The 20,401-nt window shown below is 68.9% G+C and carries 23 protein-coding genes and 1 tRNA gene; 12 read left to right on the top strand and 12 right to left on the bottom strand.

Annotated features, from left to right (window positions below; genetic code table 11):
- Positions 1-50: 50 nt before the first annotated feature.
- Positions 51-584 (bottom strand): SMI1/KNR4 family protein, encoded by a 534-nt coding sequence (locus tag OWM54_RS34960; protein ID WP_267700242.1) that lies wholly within the window; start codon positions 582-584, stop codon positions 51-53.
- 603 nt (positions 585-1,187) lie between these two features.
- A complete protein-coding gene (locus OWM54_RS34955) occupies positions 1,188-1,538 on the bottom strand; it encodes a hypothetical protein (protein WP_223784085.1) in 351 nt (116 codons plus the stop codon).
- 407 nt (positions 1,539-1,945) lie between these two features.
- On the opposite strand from OWM54_RS34955, the gene OWM54_RS34950 reads away from it, so the two are divergent.
- Positions 1,946-2,191, top strand: a complete 246-nt coding sequence (locus tag OWM54_RS34950; RefSeq protein ID WP_223745680.1) for a hypothetical protein — start codon at positions 1,946-1,948, stop codon at positions 2,189-2,191.
- A 299-nt stretch (positions 2,192-2,490) separates the two neighbouring features.
- On the opposite strand, the gene OWM54_RS34945 is transcribed toward OWM54_RS34950, so the two are convergent.
- Positions 2,491-3,198: a DUF899 domain-containing protein gene (locus OWM54_RS34945; RefSeq protein WP_267700241.1), complete on the bottom strand. Its 708-nt coding sequence runs from the start codon at positions 3,196-3,198 to the stop codon at positions 2,491-2,493.
- 104 nt (positions 3,199-3,302) lie between these two features.
- Between OWM54_RS34945 and OWM54_RS34940 the strand changes: the two genes are divergently transcribed.
- Both OWM54_RS34940 and OWM54_RS34935 read left to right on the top strand, forming a co-directional pair.
- Positions 3,303-4,646 (top strand): helix-turn-helix domain-containing protein, encoded by a 1,344-nt coding sequence (locus tag OWM54_RS34940; protein ID WP_267700240.1) that lies wholly within the window; start codon positions 3,303-3,305, stop codon positions 4,644-4,646.
- Between the two features lie 27 nt (positions 4,647-4,673).
- Entirely contained in the window at positions 4,674-5,342 is a 669-nt protein-coding gene (locus OWM54_RS34935; protein WP_223745677.1) for a glutamine cyclotransferase, read from the top strand.
- Positions 5,343-5,351: 9 nt separating this feature from the next.
- Here the strand turns inward: OWM54_RS34935 and OWM54_RS34930 are convergent, their stop codons facing one another.
- Positions 5,352-6,227 (bottom strand): hypothetical protein, encoded by an 876-nt coding sequence (locus OWM54_RS34930; RefSeq protein ID WP_267700239.1) that lies wholly within the window; start codon positions 6,225-6,227, stop codon positions 5,352-5,354.
- 135 nt (positions 6,228-6,362) lie between these two features.
- On the opposite strand from OWM54_RS34930, the gene OWM54_RS34925 reads away from it, so the two are divergent.
- Entirely contained in the window at positions 6,363-6,848 is a 486-nt protein-coding gene (locus tag OWM54_RS34925; RefSeq protein ID WP_223745675.1) for a hypothetical protein, read from the top strand.
- A gap of 8 nt (positions 6,849-6,856) precedes the next feature.
- Positions 6,857-7,291, top strand: coding sequence for a hypothetical protein (locus OWM54_RS34920; RefSeq protein ID WP_223784081.1), 435 nt, complete (start codon positions 6,857-6,859; stop codon positions 7,289-7,291).
- Positions 7,292-7,317: 26 nt separating this feature from the next.
- Here OWM54_RS34920 and OWM54_RS34915 read toward each other — a convergent pair whose 3' ends face one another.
- Positions 7,318-8,166 (bottom strand): MBL fold metallo-hydrolase, encoded by an 849-nt coding sequence (locus OWM54_RS34915; RefSeq protein ID WP_223745673.1) that lies wholly within the window; start codon positions 8,164-8,166, stop codon positions 7,318-7,320.
- The gene (locus OWM54_RS34910) at positions 8,163-8,516 is read right to left on the bottom strand and encodes a cupin domain-containing protein (RefSeq protein ID WP_223745672.1); all 354 of its coding nucleotides are present in this window, start codon (positions 8,514-8,516) and stop codon (positions 8,163-8,165) included. The genes OWM54_RS34915 and OWM54_RS34910 overlap by 4 nt, the downstream gene beginning before the upstream one ends.
- Before the next feature lie 112 nt (positions 8,517-8,628).
- On the opposite strand from OWM54_RS34910, the gene OWM54_RS34905 reads away from it, so the two are divergent.
- From OWM54_RS34905 to OWM54_RS34890, 4 genes are all read left to right on the top strand, one after another.
- A complete protein-coding gene (locus OWM54_RS34905) occupies positions 8,629-9,540 on the top strand; it encodes a LysR substrate-binding domain-containing protein (RefSeq protein ID WP_267700238.1) in 912 nt (303 codons plus the stop codon).
- A 68-nt stretch (positions 9,541-9,608) separates the two neighbouring features.
- Positions 9,609-10,403, top strand: coding sequence for a tetratricopeptide repeat protein (locus tag OWM54_RS34900; RefSeq protein ID WP_267701193.1), 795 nt, complete (start codon positions 9,609-9,611; stop codon positions 10,401-10,403).
- A 276-nt stretch (positions 10,404-10,679) separates the two neighbouring features.
- The gene (locus OWM54_RS34895) at positions 10,680-10,919 is read left to right on the top strand and encodes a hypothetical protein (protein ID WP_052771173.1); all 240 of its coding nucleotides are present in this window, start codon (positions 10,680-10,682) and stop codon (positions 10,917-10,919) included.
- Positions 10,920-10,948: 29 nt separating this feature from the next.
- A complete protein-coding gene (locus tag OWM54_RS34890) occupies positions 10,949-11,224 on the top strand; it encodes a hypothetical protein (RefSeq protein WP_267700237.1) in 276 nt (91 codons plus the stop codon).
- A 59-nt stretch (positions 11,225-11,283) separates the two neighbouring features.
- Here the strand turns inward: OWM54_RS34890 and OWM54_RS34885 are convergent.
- Positions 11,284-11,356, bottom strand: a tRNA-Gly gene (locus tag OWM54_RS34885).
- A gap of 341 nt (positions 11,357-11,697) precedes the next feature.
- On the opposite strand from OWM54_RS34885, the gene OWM54_RS34880 reads away from it, so the two are divergent.
- Positions 11,698-13,761: a M36 family metallopeptidase gene (locus OWM54_RS34880; protein WP_223745668.1), complete on the top strand. Its 2,064-nt coding sequence runs from the start codon at positions 11,698-11,700 to the stop codon at positions 13,759-13,761.
- Positions 13,762-13,858: 97 nt separating this feature from the next.
- Here OWM54_RS34880 and OWM54_RS34875 read toward each other — a convergent pair whose 3' ends face one another.
- The 3 genes from OWM54_RS34875 to OWM54_RS34865 all read right to left on the bottom strand — a co-directional run bounded on the left by OWM54_RS34875 (position 13,859) and on the right by OWM54_RS34865 (position 17,639).
- Complete coding sequence (locus OWM54_RS34875; RefSeq protein WP_267700236.1) at positions 13,859-15,283, bottom strand: hypothetical protein; 1,425 nt, start codon at positions 15,281-15,283, stop codon at positions 13,859-13,861.
- 9 nt (positions 15,284-15,292) lie between these two features.
- A complete protein-coding gene (locus OWM54_RS34870) occupies positions 15,293-16,951 on the bottom strand; it encodes a hypothetical protein (protein ID WP_223745666.1) in 1,659 nt (552 codons plus the stop codon).
- Positions 16,952-17,114: 163 nt separating this feature from the next.
- Complete coding sequence (locus OWM54_RS34865; RefSeq protein WP_223745665.1) at positions 17,115-17,639, bottom strand: hypothetical protein; 525 nt, start codon at positions 17,637-17,639, stop codon at positions 17,115-17,117.
- A gap of 155 nt (positions 17,640-17,794) precedes the next feature.
- Here OWM54_RS34865 and OWM54_RS34860 point away from each other — a divergent pair, with 155 nt between their 5' ends.
- The gene (locus OWM54_RS34860; RefSeq protein WP_223745664.1) at positions 17,795-18,259 is read left to right on the top strand and encodes a hypothetical protein; all 465 of its coding nucleotides are present in this window, start codon (positions 17,795-17,797) and stop codon (positions 18,257-18,259) included.
- A gap of 86 nt (positions 18,260-18,345) precedes the next feature.
- Complete coding sequence (locus tag OWM54_RS34855) at positions 18,346-19,383, top strand: PA0069 family radical SAM protein (protein WP_223745663.1); 1,038 nt, start codon at positions 18,346-18,348, stop codon at positions 19,381-19,383.
- A gap of 6 nt (positions 19,384-19,389) precedes the next feature.
- Here the strand turns inward: OWM54_RS34855 and OWM54_RS34850 are convergent, their stop codons facing one another.
- Together OWM54_RS34850 and OWM54_RS34845 are read right to left on the bottom strand one after the other, a co-directional pair.
- The gene (locus tag OWM54_RS34850) at positions 19,390-19,638 is read right to left on the bottom strand and encodes a GlsB/YeaQ/YmgE family stress response membrane protein (protein ID WP_046715010.1); all 249 of its coding nucleotides are present in this window, start codon (positions 19,636-19,638) and stop codon (positions 19,390-19,392) included.
- 174 nt (positions 19,639-19,812) lie between these two features.
- A complete protein-coding gene (locus OWM54_RS34845) occupies positions 19,813-20,388 on the bottom strand; it encodes a chalcone isomerase family protein (RefSeq protein WP_267700235.1) in 576 nt (191 codons plus the stop codon).
- Positions 20,389-20,401 lie beyond the last annotated feature (13 nt).

The raw sequence follows: 20,401 nt of genomic DNA, 5'->3' as shown, positions 1-20,401 counted from the left end.
CCCCCCCCCAGGGCGCGGCGGGGAGCCCCGCCCGCGCCGGGTACCGAGGACTACGCCTCCGCGTAGGTCTCGATGAAGTCGTCGATGACCTTGACGATGTGGGTCGAGAAGTCGCGGAAGTCCTCTTCGCCGTCGGAGAGGCTGAAGGCCTCGTCATGGCTGTAGGCGACGACGGCCAGCTCGCCTTCCGGGGAGCGGGCGCGCGGGTTGAAGCACCAGAAGTTCTCCACCGAGTCGTCATCGCGGCGCTGGAAGAACAGGGCCTGGTTGATGGCCTCCGCGACCTCGGCGTCCTCGCCATCCACGGCGTCCGACGGGTCCGGCGCGGCGGCGCGCAGCAGTCCCGGCTCCTCCATCCCGATGAGCTCCTGCCCGCCGTACACCACCTTGAAGGTGCCGAGCGTGGTGATGAAGCGCACGTAGCTGGGGGGCAGCTTCAGCTTGTACTTCGCCTCCAGACCCGCCACCGCCGCGGCGTCCACCGGCGCGGCGAACTCCACGGACATGCCATCCTTCGTCTCCACGAAGGACTTCAGCCGCTCCACCGCCTGCGTCACCGCGCTCTCATTCGACTGCGTCGACATGCTTGCTCCGACCACGAGCCAGGAAGATGCCTGGTGCGCGGACGCTAGCCGTCGCCTCCAGCCATGTCATGCGGAGTAAAGCCACCCGCAGCTCGCCGACTCGACGCTCCGCCACCCACTCCATTGGAGTTCAAGAATCGACGGGGTACTCGCCTCGCAGCTCGGTCCACCGGGCATCGGAGAGACCCCAGGGGCCACAGCTGAGCCGCCGCAATCGTGGGAAGTGGTCTCGATGACGCAGGGGAACCCTCGTCCGAGAGAGCAGCACCTGTCAGCTCGAACACCTCCAGTTGGGGGCGTGCCACAGGTGGACCAGCTCACGGCACTGCGCATCGCCGAACACGCGGTTGCGCAGTTCGAGCTGACGCAAGGCGGGTAGCCCCTCGACCGCGAGGAGCAGTGCCAGGTCTTCTGGGAGCCACGCGACGAAGGCGAAGGGTGTCCGTCTCAGGGGAGATGGCCGCCAGGTCGTTGGGAGCGAACGTCACGCACGGGAGTGTACGGTGCCACGCGAGCAGGGCCCAGCACGCCCGTGTCCAAGAAGAAGGCCGGAGACGGAAGGCAGCACACCCGAGGTCCCCGGCCGGGGGTGGAACTCAGTCGTCAGTTACACGCATCGCTGCACTGCGCGAGCTGACAGCCGTAGCTGGCCGCCTTCGCATCGGCGTCCTGGCGCGCGAACCGGCACGCTTTCTTGCAGCCCCCAAGGAACGTGGTGGCGCCGAAGCCGACGACGTTGCAGGTGCCGCCGCTCGCGGTGAAGCCCGAGCAGGTCGTCTTGCAGTTGCGCGCGAACGCCTCGACGGGTCTGTCCTCGGACGAGACCTCCTCCGAGGGTGGGGGTTGCGACGTCTCATCCACAGGGACTTCGGGGGCCTCCGTCCCGGGGCCGCAGCCCACGAAACCAGAACCCAGCACGGCGAGGATGGCCAGCCAAACGACAGGTTGCTTCATGACAGCTCCTTCAAGCCATCCTGGGGCACAAGGTTCCAGGAGGCGATGGGCTGTCTAGACATCCTCGCGCAACCCGTCAACGCGCCCGATGTCCGATGTGTTTGTCATTGATGCGCATTTGTGAGAGCCCGAGAGGACGAGTGTCCGCGGGGTGCGGTGCGGGGCGTGGTCCCTCCCGACGGCTGCGCATCGCTCCAATCGTACACGGCGGTGGCGGTGCCCCAGCAGAGAGGCCAGACACGCATCGCCGCCATGAAGAGACTCGGACTGCGGAAGATGACGGAGTTCAGATGAGTCGCAGGTGTGCGCGGAGTCCCTCCTTGTGCGCACCCATGAGCGATTGCGCCAGGCGCTAGTCCTATCTGTTGGAAACTGACAGAGTCGGCGCCTCCGGAAAGGAGCCGTACATGTCATTCAAGTGGATGCGATTCCTGGTGGCGCCGATTGCCGCATCGACCTTGTGGGCGCCTCCCTCGCTGGCGAACACCTGCGAGGAGGAATACGCCTACTGCTATTACCTGGCCTCACTCGAGTCGGACGAACGCGCTCGCGACGCGAAGCAGAACGACTGCGACCTCGAGTACTGGATCTGCACCTCGCAGGCCCTGGGGGACGAGGCGCCCCCCGCGGAATCCACCACGAGCGCTGAGTAGCGCCCGGGCCGCCCCGCGCCGCGGAATCGACTGCGGTCCTCGGCAGACCTCCGCCCTGGACCGTCTATCTGCGCCGCCGCAGACGCCGCGCGATGAGCAATCCCAATGAGACCGCCGCCACGCAGATGCCCGCGGGGCGCACCATGGTCCCGATTCCGCCCGCGACGCTCGCCGTGACACCGAGCAATGACAGCCAGGTGGCAATGCACAGAGGGCACTTCGGGAGAAGCGCGGCCAGCAGGCCCAGGACCAGGGACACGGCCGGCACGCGCCGCGCTGTCGGGCCCTGGGACATTTGCTCAGCGTCCATACTGGTCCCGCAAGCGGACCCAGCTCATGGAGAAGGACAGCCCATCCTCGTCGCGCCCCTTCGGCGAGATGTCGAGCAACTGATAGGCGGCGTTGGCGACCTCGATGCCTCGTCCATACGTGCCGTAGGTGTGGAACACGTCGCCACGCACGTCCTTCGCGAAGACACTGAACCCCGGCATCTCCGTGTTGGACTCCCCCAGCGGTCCGTAATTGTAGACGGCCTCGCCGCTCGCCAGCGTCTCCGGACGGAAGGACACGTTGAAGTCGAAGTTGAAGCGGCTTGCCTGGGACGACATCCATGAGAAGGTCCACCCCATCCGTCGCTGGAATGCCTGGAGCTTGGGCAGCGGCGCACGGGAGACCGCGGTGAAGCGGACATCGCGTTGAGCCAGGTGCTCGACGGCGCCGTTGAAGGAGTCCGCCCAGAAGGAGCAGCTCTTGCAACCGACCTCCCACTCCGGAGCGAACATGAAGTGATAGACGACGAGCTGGCTGTGGCCCTCGAAGAGCTGCGACAGCGTCTTGGCCCCATCCGGGGTGTCGAACGTGTAGGGCTCCGTCACGCGCAGCCAGGGCAGCGCGCGACGCTCGGCGCTCAGCTCGTCGTGCATCCGGGTCAGCGCCTTCTCCTTCGCCAGCAGCGCCTTGCGCGCGGACAGCCACTCACTCCTCGACTCCGTCAGTTTCTGGGACATGGGTTTCCTCCAGGGATTGGGTGCACCCAGACGTAACGGTCCGAGCCCGTGGGTCGGGAGTAACAAAGACGACGGGCTTCCCATCGACGAGGGAGCGACGGAGGATGCGCCGCATGGATGCGCTCGTCAGCGTGGCGGCCCGGGCCCTTCGCGAGGGAGATCCGCTGGGGGCTCTCCAGCGCGTGGCGCTGCGCGAGGACGCGCCGGCGTTGGCCCTGAGGGGCATCGCGATGGCGCAGTTGGGTGAGTTCGCCCAGGCGGCGGCGCTGCTGAAGCGGGCGGCGCGTGCGTATGGCTCCGGGGATACGCTCGCCCGAGCGCGCTGCGACGTCGCGCGGGCGGAGGTGGCGCTCGCGACCCGGGAGCTCGAGGGCATCGACCTCGCGCTCGATGGAGCCGTCCGCGTCTTCACACGCCACGGCGATGTGGAGAACGCGCGCTACACACGGCTTCTGCGGGCGCGACATGCCCTCTTGCTGGGACGCATCGAGGAGGCGGAGGGAGCACTGTTCGCACTCGCACGGGAGGAAACGCCCGCGAAGCCCTCTACGGCCAAGGTGGCACAGGCCCCGCTCGCACGGGAGGAAACACCCGCGAAGCCCGCTACGGCCAAGGTGACACAGGCCCCGCTCGTACCAGAGGGAACGCCCGCGATGCCGTCCACGCTCGCGTGGCTCCTGGCCTTCGAGGTGGCCGTGCGGAGGGGAACGCCACGCACCGCGCGCGCCGCCCTGGAGCGTGCCCGCATCGCCGCGCGGCGCGCCCGCATCCCCGCGCTCGTCGCGGAGGTGGAACAAGCAGCAGGCGCCCTGGACCTCCCCGCCGCGCGGGTCGTCTCGCGAGGCGAGGCCCGCCCCGTCGTGCTCGACGAGGTCGAAGCCCTCCTCGAATCGGAGCACCTGGTCATCGACGCGTGCCGTCGGGTGCTCCGCGCGGGCCCGCGGGTCGTGACCTTGTCCACGCGTCCCATCCTGTTCTCGCTGCTGCGGGTGCTGGCCGAGGCCTGGCCTCAAGACGCCGCGCGCGAGGAGCTCGTTCAACAGGTGTTCGGAGCGCGGAGGATGAACGCCTCGCATCGCGCGCGGTTGCGCGTCGAGCTGGGCAGGCTGCGCGCCCAGGTGCGCGAGGTGGCGGGAATCCAGGCCACGCCCCGAGGCTTCGTCCTGGAGCCTCGAGGCGCGGTCGAGGTCCGTGTCCTGGCGCCCCCCGTCGAGGGCGCGGGCGGCGCCGTCCTGGCTTTGCTCGCGGATGGGGAGCACTGGTCGACCTCCGCGCTCGCACTCGCGCTCGGCGCGAGCCAGCGCACGGTGCAGCGCGTGCTCACCACCCTGGAAGCGGCCGGGCAGGTCCGCGTGTTGGGGCGAGGCCGGGCGAGGCGCTGGGTGGCACCTCCGCTCAGCGGGTTCACGACGACATTGTTACTCCCCGCCCTGTCCCTGCCGGGCTAGAGCGGACCGAAGGGGATGGAGCGGGCCATGGACAAACATCGGGACGAAGTCGAGGAGACGCAGCCGGCGGAGGTCCTCCGCGAATACGGCCCCTTCGACGGCGCGGCGCGCATCCATGGCGTCACGTATGACGGCGCGCGGGTCTGGTTCGCGGGAGACGAGGGGCTCCGGGCCTTCGACCCCACGAGCGGCGAGCCCGTGCGCACGCTCGCGGTGGCCTGTGACGCGGGGACCGCCTTCGATGGGCGACACCTCTACCAGCTCGGCGGTGGCGTCATCCGGAAGGTGGACCCGGAGACGGGACAGGTGCTGAAGACGATTCCCGCGCCCGGCAAGGGCGATGACTCGGGGCTCACCTGGGCCGAGGGCTCGCTCTGGGTGGGCGAGTACCACGCCCGGAGAATCCATCGCATCGACCCCGAGACGGGAGCCATCCTGCGCACGCTCGAATCCAACCGCTTCGTCACCGGCGTCACCTGGGCCCAGGACGAGCTGTGGCACGGCACGCTGGAGGATGGCGCGAGCGACCTCCGGCGACTCGACCCCGTGGATGGACGCGTGCTCGTCAGGCTCACGCTGCCCGAGGGTGTGAGCGTCACCGGGCTGGAGTCCGACGGCGGTGACGTGCTCTACGCCGGTGGCGGCACGAGCGGCAAGGTGCGCGCCGTACGGCGGCCCCGACGCTCGCGCCGCTGAGCCGCCGGCTCAGAACTCCAGGCCGTAGGCCGCGGCCACCTGCCGTGCGAAGGCCAGGACGTCGGCCGGCGCGTTCTCGTCCAACGTGACGCGCTCCAGCCCCCTCGCCACGGGGAAGGAGACCGACAGCGTCTGGGCATCGTGGGCGAAGCCCGGCGGCATTGGAAACGCCTGGATGGGCGCAAGCCGACTCGCGGCGATGAGCAAGGTCGTGAGCCGATGGACGTCGACGCCGGACTGCTCACCTTCGAGGGTGGAGCGGCGCAGGAAGCGGCCATCCCGGAAGACGGTGAGCGAGAAGCTCCGCGTGTTGGGGAGGCCGGGCGACTTCGACAGCTCGAGGACGTGGTCCTCCGCGGAGCGCGCGGGCGCGGCCTCCGGATGCGCGAGCCACGGAAGCCCTTCGTGCAGCCGCAACTGGACCAGCGGGGAGAAGCGGCGGAAGTCCTCGAACCGACCTTCGACGACGTCCGTGCGCGCCCCTGACGCCCAGCCCGACAGCGACTCGATGCGGTAGAAGACCTCATCGACGTACCACCGCGCATCGCCGCGTCTCACGACGAGCAGGCCGGTGTACGGGGATTGGGGCTCGACGAGCGTGCGGAACTGGCGGCGCTCCTCGGCCGGGTGGCGCAGACAACCTTCCAGGTTCGACGGGAACAGCGCCCGCTGAGCGCTCCCTGCGTGGGCCTCCTGCTCCTCCAGGAACGCGCCCAGCGTGGTGTCGGGCTTCGTCTCCCCGAAGTACGGGAGGAAGGTGAGCATCAAGGACAGCGGGTCGACGCCCTGGGGCGCAACCAGCTCGCACCGCTCGATGACGGGGCGGGCATCCCCGCGATGGACCTCGCGATAGCGTTCGAAACGGAGTGTCGGAGCGGCGGTCACGGATGCACCTTTCCTGGAGTCCTCGGGAGGGTGCTTTCCACCCGCCTGGCCTCATGAATACCCACTCCTCGAATCTCGCGCGTCGAGCCAGACTGGTCCAGAACGACGCTCGTCCATCTGCGCAGGAGGAACCCGATGCATCGCTCCACGACCTCGCGAGTCCCGCTCCCGATGACCCTGCTGTTGGTGCTCGGGGTGTTGCTGGGCGGGATGCCCGCCTGGGCGGGTGACATGCCGGCGAAGCCGCTGAAGAAGCCCGCCGATCGGCACTCCATCCGCAAGGTCACCCAGAAGTCCTACGTCCGTGAAGACAACAGCGTCGTGGAGTCCCGGGTGAACATCCACCGGGACGTGCAGGACATCAACGAAGGCAAGGCCAAGAAGGGCAACGAGTCCGGGGTCCAGACATGGACCATCAACCGGCGGACCTATGGCAGCCACGATGGCACCCTGTACCCCATGCGCGGCGATGGCATCCACGAGCTGAACCGTGGGGCGTTCAAGGCGCTGGGCATCTACAACGAGATGAAGGACACGCCCCGCGCCAAGGAGGTCCTGGACAAGATGAAGGTCCCCGAAGCAGATAGGAAGGCCGCGCTCAAGGCCTTCAAGGCCGGGTAGGAGGAAACATGGCCGACAGACTTCCATTGGGGTTCCTCGTCCGCGCCGCGCTGAGCGACGAGCGGCTCTTCGACGGCATCGCTCGGGCGCTCGGCATCCAGGTCGGAGAGGTGTCGCTGTTCGACGTCGACCGGCCGGGGAATGAGATGGTCCTCGTGACGACCACGTCGCGGCCGGCGGGGTTCCGCACGGACGTGAGTCTGTACGTCGACGCGTCTCGCGTCCGCGGCGGAGAGGCGCTCACCTCGCAGGAGCTGGCCGCGAGGGTGGCCGTGCTGCTCGGGGAGGAGGTCCTCGTGTCTCCCCCCTCGGGCGACCCCGCCATCGCCGTCACCTGGTACCTGGTGACGCCGGATGGCCAGCGCTTCCGGGGCACCGAGGTCCACCTCGGGGATGAAGAGGACTCCATCGACATCGACCGCGCCTCGCTCCGCCCGGTGTAGCGCGAGCGGCGCGAGGCCCGGCGGTCTCAGGTCCTGGGTCGCCAGGTCAGCCACTCGCCAGGACGCGCCAGCTCCACGTCCACCTTCCGCGCACGGGCGGCGGCGAGGAGCTGCGCTTCCGCATCGGGCACCTCCCGATAGTCCTCGGAGGGCGCGACGCCGTAGTGGATGGGCACGAGGAGCTTCGCGCCCAACACCTTCGCCGCGGCCACCGCCTGCTCCGGTGTCAGGACGCCGTGCACGTCGCTGACGGGCTTGCGCCACCCGAAGCGTGCGCCGTTGATGGGCAGGAAGGCCGCATCGAAGGGCCCGAGCTGCCGGCCGATGCTCCACCAGGAGCCATGCCACAGCGTGTCTCCGCAGTGGATGATGCGACGCCCTCCCCCGGAGACGACCCACGACACCTGCGGGTCTCCGTAGCCGTCCACCGCAGGAACGGCCGTCACGGTGAACTCATTGAGCAGGACGGGCTCGTGGAGCGGCGCGGGCCGCACCCGGAAGCCCGACGCAGCGGCCGTCGCCGCCATGTCCGGCCCACACACCAGCGTCCCCGTGTCCCCCAACGCCTGTCGCACCGCCTGTCGGTCGAAGTGGTCGGGGTGACGATGCGTCACCAGGACGTAGCGGTTGCCCTCCCCCACCTCCATCGGGACCAGCGGGTCCTTCAGCGCCGCGCCCCACACGGAGGGGTCGCTCAACGGGTCCAGGAAGAGCGTGTCCTTCCCCAGTTGCAACCGCACTCCGGCCCAGGCCAGGCGCTGGGCGCGAAGCGACTCGGTCTCCATGGGCTTCGCCGCCCGACCCAGACCAGGAGGAAACAGGACCGCTCCCGCCGAGAGCGAGAGCGCCGCGCGCAAGAAGCCTCGGCGGCTCATCGCGCCTCCGGAGCACGCACGGGGTTGATGCCGAAGAGACGCACCCCCGTCTCCGTCCTCGGCTGATGACGGCTCGCCGGTGGGAAGAACAGGTACGAGCCCGGGCCCAGGCGCTGCTCTCCCTCGATGAGCTCACCGCTCAGCACGAAGACCTCCTCCCCCGTGTCATGGACGTCCACGAAGGGCCACTGACTCCCCGGGGCCATGTCCACGACCCAGACCCTCACGTCACGGGTGCTCGGCAAGTCCCTCCGCAGGCAGCCGGGCCCCACGATGACGGGCTCGACGTCGTCGAGCCTCACGGGGACGAAGGGGCCCTGCACTCTCGGGAAGCTGTCTGTTCGCGGCATCCATCCGCTCCTCTGGCTGTGGTGCATCCACGTTAAGGAGCACCACGAGCTGAGCGCAGCGAAACGATTTCTCCAAGATGCTGAACCGTTTTCATGTGAAGCTGCCCCGGCCATGCTCGAGCTTCGTCACTTCAAGTTGGTTGCCGCGGTCGCCGACACGGGAAGTCTGGCCGCCGCGAGCCGGCAGCTCCACCTCACGTCCTCGGCCCTGAGCCACCAGCTCCGCGACGCCGAGGAGCGCCTGGGCGTGCAGCTCTTCCAGCGTCGCCAGCGACGGCTGCTGCTGACTGGCGCGGGCGAGAAGCTGCTCCTCTCCGCGCGGCGGGTCCTGAGTGAAGTCGCCCAGGCGGAGGCCGTGTGTCGCGCGCATCCCCAGGATGACCTCTTGAGGCTCAGCACGGGCTGCTACACCGTGTATGGCTGGCTGCCGCCCATCCTCGGGCAGTGGCAGTCGGAGCACCCTCGCGTCGAGCTGAGAATCGTCCTGGAGGCCACGCGTCAGCCGCTCGGAGCGCTGCTCGATGGGCAGTTGGACCTCGCCCTGACTCCCGACGTCCCGAAGCAGGCACGGCTCGCACGAACGCCCCTCTTCGAGGACGAGCTCATGCTGGTGGTCCCCGAGGCGCACGCCTTCGCGCAGCGTGCACATGTCACGGCGCAGGACCTGGTGCGCGAACACCTGCTCACCTACGCCGCGCCCCGGGAACAGCTCGATGTCTTCACGCGGGTGCTGTGGCCCGCGGGGCTCGAGCCGCAACGTGTCTCCCCCGTGCCCCTCACCGAGGCGCTGATCGAGCTGGTGCGCGGCGGCATCGGTGTCACGGCGCTGCCCGAGTGGATGCTGCCGACGCAACGCCAGGGATTGCGGACCGTCCGACTCACCCCTCGGGGAATCCGACGCCGCTGGAGCGCCGTCACCCGCGCCTCACGCCAGCGCTCCGCACCACTGGCGCGATTCATCGAGCTGCTGAGTCAGCGATTCCGGACAAGCGCACGGAAGGGCGCTTCGTCTCGCGTGGGCTGAGCGCCGACCACAGGCCCCGCCCCGGCGAATCCCAGCCCACACGGGCTGTGCTAGAACGCCTGGGCGTGATGCCCTCCTCCCTGCCCAAGACCACCCGAGGTTCGCTGCTCCTGATGCTGTGTCTGGGCATCAGCCAGCCCGTGCTCGCCAAGGCCCCGGAGGCCAACGCCCAGGGCTTCGCGGCGTATGGCAAGGGCGACTACAAGAAGGCCCACGCCCTCTTCGAGAAGGCGCTGAAGCAGGACCCGTCCAACGCCTATGCGCGGCTCAACCGGGCGAGGACGACCACCCTGCTCAACCAGGGCCAGGAGGACGCCGACGACTTCGACTCCTGCGCCTACGAGCGCAATTGGATCTACCTGGCGCTGGGCGACCTGTCGAAGGCGGTGGAGCTGGACGCCAAGGCCATCCTGCCGAAGATCGACGAGGACACCCAGGGACTCAAGGCCCTCAAGGCGCGTGATGAATACAAGAAGTGGCGTCAGGCCATCTCGGTGCTGGTGGAGGAGAAGGGCATCCGGGAGAAGATCCTGGGCACCACGTCCGACTGGTGGTTCCTCCGGCCGGGGCAGCTGCCGAAGAGCATCACCCTCGCGGCGGACAAGCGCGTCGTGGAGACGCTCCAGGACATGACGGAGCAGCCCGCGGGCCGTTGGCGTCCCTTGAGCGGTGGCGTGGAGATCACGGCCGGCAAGGAGCCCGCGCGCCCCTGGAAGCTGCAGGCCGGCAAGTATCCGTTCGACCAGGGCAAGAGCTTCTTCTTCGAGGTGCAGCTCGTGCCGGGTGAAGGGCCGCAGCCCGCGGAGTATGGCTGGAGCACGGGGCCGCTGAGCCTTGGCCCCTTGAGCGGTGACTGCCTGTAACGTCCGCCGTCCAACGGTGTGTCATTGCAGTCGCACGAGACAAAGCTGTTCTCGGCGGCGTGAGCCTTGCGACATCCGCACTCGGCGTGTGCTGGGTTTGAAGGCGTCAGACGCGGCTGGTAGAGGCTCCGTACACCCGCCGCTTTGGCGGGTCTGACACGGAGAGCCTGGATGAACACCCTTGGACGTCTTGCCGCGATGTGCGGCCTGTTGGCGCTGGTTGGTTGCGGTCCGGAAGCACCCGTTGCGGAGACCTCGGAAGAGACTGTCACCAGCATGGCGGGTGGCCGCGTGCCGCCTCCCATCTGCCCGGAGGTGATGCCTCCGCTGTGCGAGGACGGCGACCTCTACCCCATCTACTCGGGCACGTGCCTCATCGGCTTCGAGTGTGTTCCCCGCGCCGCCAAGGCCAACTGTCCCCAGATCGTCTACCCGGGCCCCGGCTTCTGCGAGTTCGGCACGATCACCCCGGTGTACTCGGGCGGCTGCCTCGTCCGGTACACCTGCACGATGTAACCCCCACCACACCCCGAACGGAGAGACACATGCGCGCTGGAATCATGGCGGGACTGCTGGCGATGGGATTGATGACGGGCTGCGGCGGAGTCGAGGACGACGTCAGCGTCGAATCCGAGACGGAGGCCCAGGCCATTCCGTGTCGTGACATCACGGGACGCGACTACGTCATCACGTACTACGCGGAGGCCGCGAAGCTCACCAAGGTCGGCGAGCTCCAGTGCGGCTGCAGCGTGCCCGAGCGGGTGCTGACCGGCACCCAGACCGTCCACTACGAGAAGGTCTACGGCTGCATCGCGATGTAGCCCTTGGAAACAAGAAGGCCGGTAGTCCCGAGTCTCCTCGAGGACTACCGGCCTTCAAGAGCGGCGGAAGGGATTCGAACCCTCGACCCCGAGCTTGGGAAGCTCGTGCTCTACCAACTGAGCTACCACCGCGAGCGACCCGGCCGGTGTACCGCAGCCCCCCGGGAGCGTCAAGGACGTTGGCGACTGCTCCCTTCCCTCCCGCGCCGCCTGAACAGCGCCAAATTGCTGGGGAAGTTGCCACCCCGACACGCGCCACCAACACCTCCCAAGGTCCTCCCGCACCCACGGACGCACGCCCGTCCGCGCCGCATCCGTCACCCGAAGCGCGGCGGCGCCAGTACCACGCCTACAATTTAAGCATATTTTTCACGTATTTCCGTTGATTTGCATTAAACCAGAAATGCGTGTTTCCTCATACTGCCAGTCCCGCCCCGCACGGGGCGACTTCACCCGCAGCGCAGGAGCACGACATGTCCGTAGGTGCATACCGAAGGCGGCTGTTCCAGGCGGTGGTCTTCACGGCGACCCTCTCGGGGTCCACGGCGTTCGCAGTGGCGCCGGAGCACGCACATGGTGGCGAGCGTCACTTCGACGCGCGCACCAGCTACAACGCGCAGGCGCGCTTCGGCTTCTCGACGACGCAGAAGGCGCACGTCGAGTCCCTGCGCCGCAGCATCCCGGACCTGATGGTCGAGACGGACGAGTCCACGGGCCTGGTGCGCTCGCTGGTCAACCCCGTGGGCGCGCTGACGGGCCCCAGCAGCGGTGACCCGATGTCCATCGCGTTGGACTTCGTCCAGAAGCACCACGAGGCGCTCGGGCTGAGCCTCAGCGACGTGTCCACGTTCGAAGTCACGGACCGCGTCTATTCCGAGGTCAGCGGGGCCACGCACCTGTATCTGCGCCAGACATTCAAGGGCCTGCCCGTCTACAACGCGCAGCTCCAGGTCAACGTCGCCAAGGACGGCAGCGTGCTGGGCGTGCACAGCGACTTCCTGCCCTCCATCGAGAAGGCGCTCGCGGGCACCGAGCCGCGCATCAACGCGGGTCAGGCCGTGGCGGGGCTCGCCCGGCACCTGGGCGTGGAGCTGGCGGCCCAGCCCCGCGCGCTGCAGGCCGAGGCGGGCGTGCAGCGCCGCACGGGCGTCGAGGTGGACGGCCTGTCGCGCGAGCCCATCAACGCGCAGCTGGCCATCCTCCCCATGCGCCGCGGCGAGGCGCGCCTGGTGTGGCACTTCCAGGTGTCCACGCTGGACTCGCAGCACGACTACGACGTGACGGTGGACGCCAACACGGGCGAGGTGCTCACGCGCTTCGACTGGGTGGCCGCGGATTCGTACAAGGTCTACCCCGTGCCCGTGGAGAGCCCCAACCACACCTCGCCGCTGCCGCCCTCCGATGGCCGCGTCACGGTGACCAACCCCGCCAACGCCGTCGCCTCGCCCTACGGCTGGCATGACACCAACGGCGTCGCTGGCGCGGAGTACACCATCCCGCGCGGCAACAACGTCCACGCCTACGAGGACCGCGACGCCAACAACGCGGCGCCCGCCTCCCAGCCGGACTGCGGCGCGGCCATCAACTGCGTCTTCACCATCAACCTGACCGGCGCGCCCTCCACGTACATCCCGGCGGCCGTCACCAACCTGTTCTACTGGAACAACATCATCCACGACGTGCAGTACCAGTACGGCTTCAACGAAGTGGCCGGCAACTTCCAGCAGAACAACTACGGCCGCGGCGGCGCGGGCAACGACTACGTCCGGGCCGAGGCGCAGGACGGCAGCGGCACCAACAACGCCAACTTCTCCACGCCCGCGGACGGCTCGCCCCCGCGCATGCAGATGTACATCTGGACGGCGCCCACCCCGGACAAGGACGGCGACCTCGACAGCGGCATCATCGTGCACGAGTACGGCCACGGCATTTCCAACCGCCTGGTCGGCGGTCCGAGCAACGTGTCCTGCCTCTCCAACCGTCAGCAGCCGGGCGAGGGCATCAGCGACTTCCTCTCGCTCTTCTACACGGCGCGCACGGGTGACACGGCGAACAAGATTCGCGGCGTGGGCACCTACGCGCTGAACCAGGCGACCACGGGCAACGGCATCCGCACCCAGCCGTACACGCTCGACTCCACGCGCAACACCTGGACGTACGCCAGCATCAACGGCATGGCCGTGCCGCACGGCGTGGGCTCCGTGTTCACCCAGGGCATGTGGGAGGCCTACTGGGCGCTCGTCAACCACTGGGGCTTCGACGCGAACCTCTACAACGCCCAGGGCAACGCGGGTAACCAGCGCATGATGCTGTACTTCACCGAGGGCCTGAAGCGCACGCCCTGCAGCCCGACGTTCACCCAGGTGCGCGACGGCATCATCAGCGCCGCCACCACCCTGCACAACGGCGAGGACGTGTGCCGCCTGTGGACGGCCTTCGCCGCCTTCGGCCTGGGCAGCAACGCCGTCTCCGGTGGCTCGGCCAGCACCACGCCGACCAACGGCTTCCAGGTGCCGTCCACCTGCGCGGCGCTCTGAGTCGACATGACGGGTAGCGGGGCACTCGCTCCGCGTCCCTCGTGAGTGACACACCGGACCGGGGGGCTTCTGTCGAGGCCTCCCGGTTCGTCTTTTCTCAGCGCAGGCCGCGCGTCAACTCGTCGCGGCTGAAGTCCCGGGAGAGGTTGCTCGGCTCCAGGAACTCGGCGAGCTCGATGATGAGGGGCAGGAGCGTCTGGATGCGGTCCTTGAGCCGGGCGCGCACGTGCTCCTTGAACCCCTGGTTCTCCATCCGCGCCAGCGCACGCACCTCCTCCGGGACACGGGCCACCAGGTCATCCAGCGGCCTCAGCCCCTGGTCGACGGCCCGGTCCACCTCGCTCTGGAGTCGGCCCGGCAGCGCCTTGAGCGTGCTGGCCGCGCCCCTGCGGGTGACCTCCTCCAGGTGCTTGCTGAAGAGATAGGACTCCGCGAGCTGCTCGATGGTCTCGCTGCCCAGCGACTGGATGAAGATGCCCTTGAACCTGTCGCGGAACTTGCCGTCGAGCTCCTCGGTGAGCTTCCAGTCGGTGTCGAGCGCCGCGCAGACCTTGTCCTTGAAGCCCGAGGCCTCGCCACGCTGCGCGGAGGTGGCGACGCGGGAGGCCCAGTCGGAGAGGTACCCCTTGGCCTGGTCGAGCAGGACGCGCGCTTTGCCCAGGTCGTTCTTGTCGTAGTACGTGAGCACCTCCGCCCGCGTGGAGTTGAAGAGCAACAGGACGCTGCCCTTCTCCGCCTGCACCAGGCTCTGGTAGGTCGCCACCAGCGCGCGGTAGTGGCCCGTCTGCGTCTGGTAGACGTCCGAGCCGCCCTGCACGGCGTCGAGCAGATCCCGGTCGATGCCGTCGGGGATGTCGATGTCGAACAGCGAGGTGATGAACTTCGCCAGGTCGATGCCCTTGCCGCCCAGGTGCTTGTCATCGAGCTGACGGGCCTTGTCGAGCGACTTCGACGTGGCGCGCGCGACGCCCTCGGAGAGGCGCTTGACGGCGCCGGGGGCCAGGTCGTCGACGATCTTCTGCGCCATCTGCGCGACCTGCTGCACCACCTGCCGCTGGTCGTTCTCGAACGCGACGTCCTTGGACAGGAGGAACGTCCACTTGTCCCACAGCTCCCCGAGCATCTTGTTGAGCACGTCCTGATGCACGAGCAGGTCGTCGTGCAGCTGGGGCGTCTGGACCTTGGCGAGCGAGTCGAAGAAGGCCATCTCGTGCTCGAGGGCCTGGTACCAGAAGAGCTGGAGGGGCGGCGTCAGCAGGTGGTCCTTGGCGGCATCACCGAAGGCCCGGCTGATCTCCGCCCGGGCCGTGGCGCAGCGGTCCTGCCACTTTCGCCAGGTGCCCAGGTTGCCGGCACTGGCGCGCTCGCTCGCGTCGAGCAGGGCCGACAGGGCGTCCTCCGCCGCGCGCCCCGCCCGCTTGAGGCCTTCCGCCAAGGCGCGCTTCACCGTGTCCGGAGCGCCCTCGGCGGCACGGGTCATCTGGTCCTGCAGCTCGGCGACTCGGCTCGAATACCCACCCATGGGTGCTCCTCACAGACTCTGCTGGCTGGTGATGCGCCAGGGGCCGCCAGCGCGGCGCTGCAGCTCCCAGCGCCGGTGCACCTCGACCGAGTTGAACGTGCGCGTCTGGCCCTCGAAGAGGCCGACGTGGTCGACCTCCAGCTCCACCTGCTCGATGCGCGGCAGGCCCGGGGCCTCGTCGCCGCGGATGACGGTGCGCGCGTCGCCACACCAGTGCACCCGCGCGTCGAGCACCTTGTCGAGCAGCAGGCGCCGCGAGCGCACCCACTCGCTGTCGCGGCCGTTCCAGGTGTAGACCGGGTAGTAGATGGGCCGCTGTTCGTCCGGCACGGCGCGCCAGTCGGCGAAGAGGCCGTTCCAGGTCTCCTGGTCGCCGCGCTTCACGGCGGCAATCATCGCCTCCAGCACCGCGCGCGGGCTCGCGTCGTCGGACAGGGGCCCCGAGGTCTCCTGTCTCAGCGACTCCTCGCCGGCGAAGAGGGGCCCACCCTCGCGCGTGTCGGTGACGTCGACGCAGACCGCGCCGCCGATGAGGGCCGCGACGGGCTCCACCTCCAGCCCCGCGGCCGTGCGCCCCGAGCCGGCGAGCAGACGCGGATCCGGCAGGATGCGACCGAGCAGGGCGATGTCGCCCCGAATCGAGGGAGAGACGAGCCGCTGATAGCGATGCATGGCGGCGAAGACCCGGGCCATGGCCGGGGTGTTGACGGGACAGAAGACCCACGCCCCCGACTGGTTCCAGGCCAGATAGGCATTGCCCATGTCGACAATCCAGTCGCGCTGGCTCACCTGCGGCAGCGCGACCAGCTTGCCCGTCACCACCGAGCGGTCGCCGCGGAAGGGGTCGACGACGGGGAACACGCCGAGGGTCTCCGCGGCGCGCGACTCCAGCAGGGCCCTCCAGGCCGCGGTGGCCCGCAGGCCGATGGCCTTGACCTGCTCCTCGCCCCGGCTGCGGAAGTCGAGGGCGCCCTCGGGGAGCGAGACGAGGTCGCCGTCGAGACAGTCCCGCACCCGCTCCCAGTCGTCGCGCATCGCCGTCGCCAGGGGACCGGGGAAGTGCTCGACCAGGTAGTCCACGCGCGCCTTGTGCGCCAGGTGGTTGGCGAGCTCCATCCGCGTCCCGCGCGCGGTGCGCCAGACGCCGAAGGTCCCGTCGAGGAGGCGCTCCCATTCGGAGACACGCTTGTCGACCCAGCCCGACCAGGACTCGTCGAAGCCGTCTCGGCCCAGCTGCTCGGGCCCACCCGGCCCGAGGATTCGCTTCGTCGTCTCGCCGATGCTCCAGAGCCGCTCATGGCGCAGCGTGCCGCTGAGCTCGAGCGTCTCCCAGCCGTCCCCTGGCGCGCGCCTGCGCAGGACTCGCAAGCGGACCAGGTCCCCTTCCTTGCGCCCCTGCCGCGCCCAGGTCTGGCTCTCGGCGTGCTGGCCCAGCAGATACGGGCCGGTGCGCTGCCGGGTGGGCATGTCCGGAGGCGTGACGATGGGCTCGCCGTCGACCGCGACGATGCGGTCTCCCACGCGCAGGCCCGAGCCCCGAAACCCGCTGTCCCAGGCGATCCACCCCACCCCGAGGTGGGGCATCACGCCATCCAGGCGCGTGTCGGTCTTCAGACCGCTGCGGAGGTTGTCGTGAAGGTACTCCCGCTCGGCACCACGTTCGCTCAACACGAAGACGTCCCCCTCTCCTGCCGGCCGCCCCGAGTGGCCGCCTCGGGGACAGGGTCTACCTTGGGGGCCCCTTTTCGAGAAGGTCCCCCCGTGGTGACTCACAACGTCAAGCGAGGGTTTCCTTCATGAGGCCCCGTGGCGCGAGCGGGGACGAGCGGCGTCAGTCCTTGACGACGGTGGTGATGGTCAGCGGCGTCGCGTTGCCCACGAAGGTGCCGGCGGTGGTGGTGCACGGCATGGGCACCTGCGAGAAGTCCGCGGCGTAGTAGCCGTAGGTGGAGCCGTTGCCCTTCTCGTAGAACTCGTGCCCGTCCGGGAGGACCACCTTCCAGACGTAGTTGAGGCTCGTGTACTGCGTGGACGAGCGCGACCGGATGACCCCCGTCACGGTGGTGCCCCAGTGCCAAGGCGCCACGGCGGGCACCTCCACGGTCTGCGGCGCCGGAGCCCAGTCGAACGTGCTCGACGGACCAGAGCTGCCGCCCCAGCCGTAGATGAGGAACACGCGGGTGCCCCAGGGCAAATCGTCGTTGCGGTACGTCAGGGTGATTTCCGCCTGCGAGGTGCTGAAGTAGCCACACGTGTTGAGCACCGTGCGCGCCTGCGCCCACTGCGAGCCCGCGAGCGCCGAGGTGGAGGTGAGCAACAGGGAGAGTACGAGCGCGTGGCGCGAGAACCGGGACATGCGGAGACTCCAGGAGTAGGTTGACAGCGTCGCCCCTCTACCAGAGCCGTGGATTCTGAGGGAGTCCTGAGACAACCGCCATCGTCGAGACACGCGGTGGTGTGTTCGAATGTCCGTCCGACACGAGCTGTGTGGCTCGTCGAGCCCGTCCGCGCATGCCCCGCGAGCCGCCCATCGTCCTGCCCGTCCTGCTGCCTCTGCTCCGGCACGCGAACCCGTGGGCGCTGCTGCTGGTGAAGGAGGAGGGCTATCCGCTCTCCACCGCCGCCCTGCTCTCCGAGCGCTACGCCTTGAAGAGCAACGAGAAGCCCTTCGTGAAGGCGCTGCTGGAGCGCAAGCGCAACCTCTGGGTCTTCCGCTGTGACCAGCGCCGCTTCGCGGGGGACTTCGTCGTCGTGGACATGGCGGAGCCGCGCCCCGCCCGACGACAGGTGGTGGTGCTGGACCTGAAGATGGGCGCGCCGCTCGTGCTCGGCGGAGGCGGCGCCGGGGTGCAGCTCGTCCATGCCCGGGACGCGGTGGAGGGCGTCGCGGCACGCCAGGACGTCATCCCTCCCGGCCCCCCGTACACCCTGGCCACGGGCGACAAGGACGTCATGCTCGCCCATCTGGGCGCATGAAGCCGAAGCCGTGTTGGAATGACAGACATCCCGACCTGAAAGACATGGGACTTGACTGAACGGAGTTTCAGTCCCACTCTGGGACGGTGAAAGCCCGCCCCGTCGACAATCCGCCCAACCCCTGGGCGAGCACCGCGGTGGAGTACCTGGACGAGATTCCTCCCGCGAAGCTGGAGGTCTGGGAGGACCACAGCCGCCAGGTCCTCTCCCACAACGACAGCCCGGACGTGGGCTTCGACTGGAGCGTCAATCCCTACCGGGGCTGTCTGCACGCGTGCGCCTACTGCTACGCGCGCCCCACCCACCAGTACCTCGACTTCGGCGCCGGCACCGACTTCGAGACGAAGCTGGTGATGAAGCCGCGCGCGGCGGAGCTGCTCCGCGACGCCTTCGAGCGCCCCTCCTGGAAGGGGGACACCGTCGTCTTCAGCGGCGTCACCGACTGCTACCAGCCGCTCGAGGCCTCCATGCGGCTGACGCGCGCGTGCCTGGAGGTCTGCGCCGAGTACAAGAACCCCGTCGGCATCGTCACCAAGGGCGTGCTCATCGAGCGCGACCTCGACGTGCTCCAGCGCCTGTCCCGCGACGCGCGGCTGTGGGTCAGCATCAGCCTGCCCTTCCACCACGCGGACATCGCCCGCGCCATGGAGCCCTACGCGGCCTCGCCCCAGCGGCGGCTGCTCGCCATCCGCCGCCTCGCGGACGCGGGCATCGACGTGGCCATCTCCTTCGCGCCCATCATCCCCGGCCTCAACGACGAGGACATCCACCGCGTCCTCACCGCCGCGAAGGAGGCCGGCGCCCGCCGCGCCCACTACACCCTGGTGCGCCTGCCCGGCCCCGTGAAGGACGTCTTCGAGGAGCGGCTTCGCGCCAGGCTCCCCCTGCGCGCCGAGCGCGTGCTCCACCGCATCCGGGAGACGCGCGGCGGGGAGCTCAGCGACTCCCGCTTCAAGCACCGCATGCGAGGCGAGGGGCTCTACGCCCAGACCATCCACCGCCTCTTCGAGACAACGGCGCGCAGGGTGGGCCTGCGCACCTCGTACATCACCGAGCCGGCACCGGACACCTTCCAGCGCCCGCCGCGAAAGCCACCGCCCTCGCCCCAGCTCAGCCTCTTCTGAGCGCGCCTATTTGCGTATCGCCTGGACGATGCTGATGAGGATGACCGCCCCCACCGTGGCCACCGCCAACGAGTAGAGGTTGAACCCCGTCACGCCGCGCCCGCCCAGCAGGCTGAACAGGAAGCCGCCAATCATCGAGCCGACGATGCCCGTCGCGATGTTGGCGAAGATTCCCATCCTCGCGTTCGTTCCCTTGATGATGCTCGCGATCCACCCCGCGAGCCCTCCCAGCACCAGCCACGAGCAGATTCCCATGTCATCCTCCTGACCGGCGGGTTGCTATCAGACCCGGCGTCGCCGTGCACCCGGGCCCACACAGGCCACTACGGCCCACGTGCCCACGTATTTCAAGGCCCCACGCCCCCTCACGAAAACGCCCCACGCCTCCCGAGGGAGACATGGGGCGCGTGTACGACACGAAGGCGCGGCTCAGTCCTTGCCGAGCATGCCGTCCTTCAGGCCGCCGTCCACCGGCGACTTGCCCAGCCACACGGAGAACAGCGCGTCGGCGAAGTCCTTGCCCTCCACCGAGATGGGCTCCGTCACCTTGGTGCTCCGCACGCTCGTGCCGGAACCCGGGACGTAGGTGAGGATGATCTCCTCGCCCTTCTTCACGTCCGGAATGGCGTTGGCGAAGGTGTTCAGCCGCTCCTGGAGCGCGGGCAGCCTGTCGCCCGCGTTCTTCTTGAAGCCCTCCACGATGGCGTCGGTGATGCTCTTCTTGTCCAGGTCTCGCAGCATGTACATGCGCACGCGCTTGGTCTCGTCCGCGGACAGGAGCGCGGCGGCGTCCTGGCTCGGGGTCTCCACGTACAGGCCCACCGCGTAGACCTTGAAGACCATCTTCTTGCGCAGGCCCACGCCGTTGAGCTTCAGCTCCTTGCCCTCCACCTTGGCGGTTCCGGGGAACTTCACCCCGGCGACCTCCTGGGCCTCTCCCGGAGCGGCGGAAGCAGGCAGGGCGAACAGCAGGCAGAGCGCGACGGCGGACAGGGTGGCTTTCATGAATCCCTCCAAG

Origin of the sequence: Myxococcus sp. MISCRS1, assembly GCF_026626605.1 — a bacterium.
Classification (GTDB): Bacteria; Myxococcota; Myxococcia; order Myxococcales; family Myxococcaceae; genus Myxococcus; species Myxococcus fulvus.
This window is presented reverse-complemented; position numbering and strand designations above follow the sequence as displayed.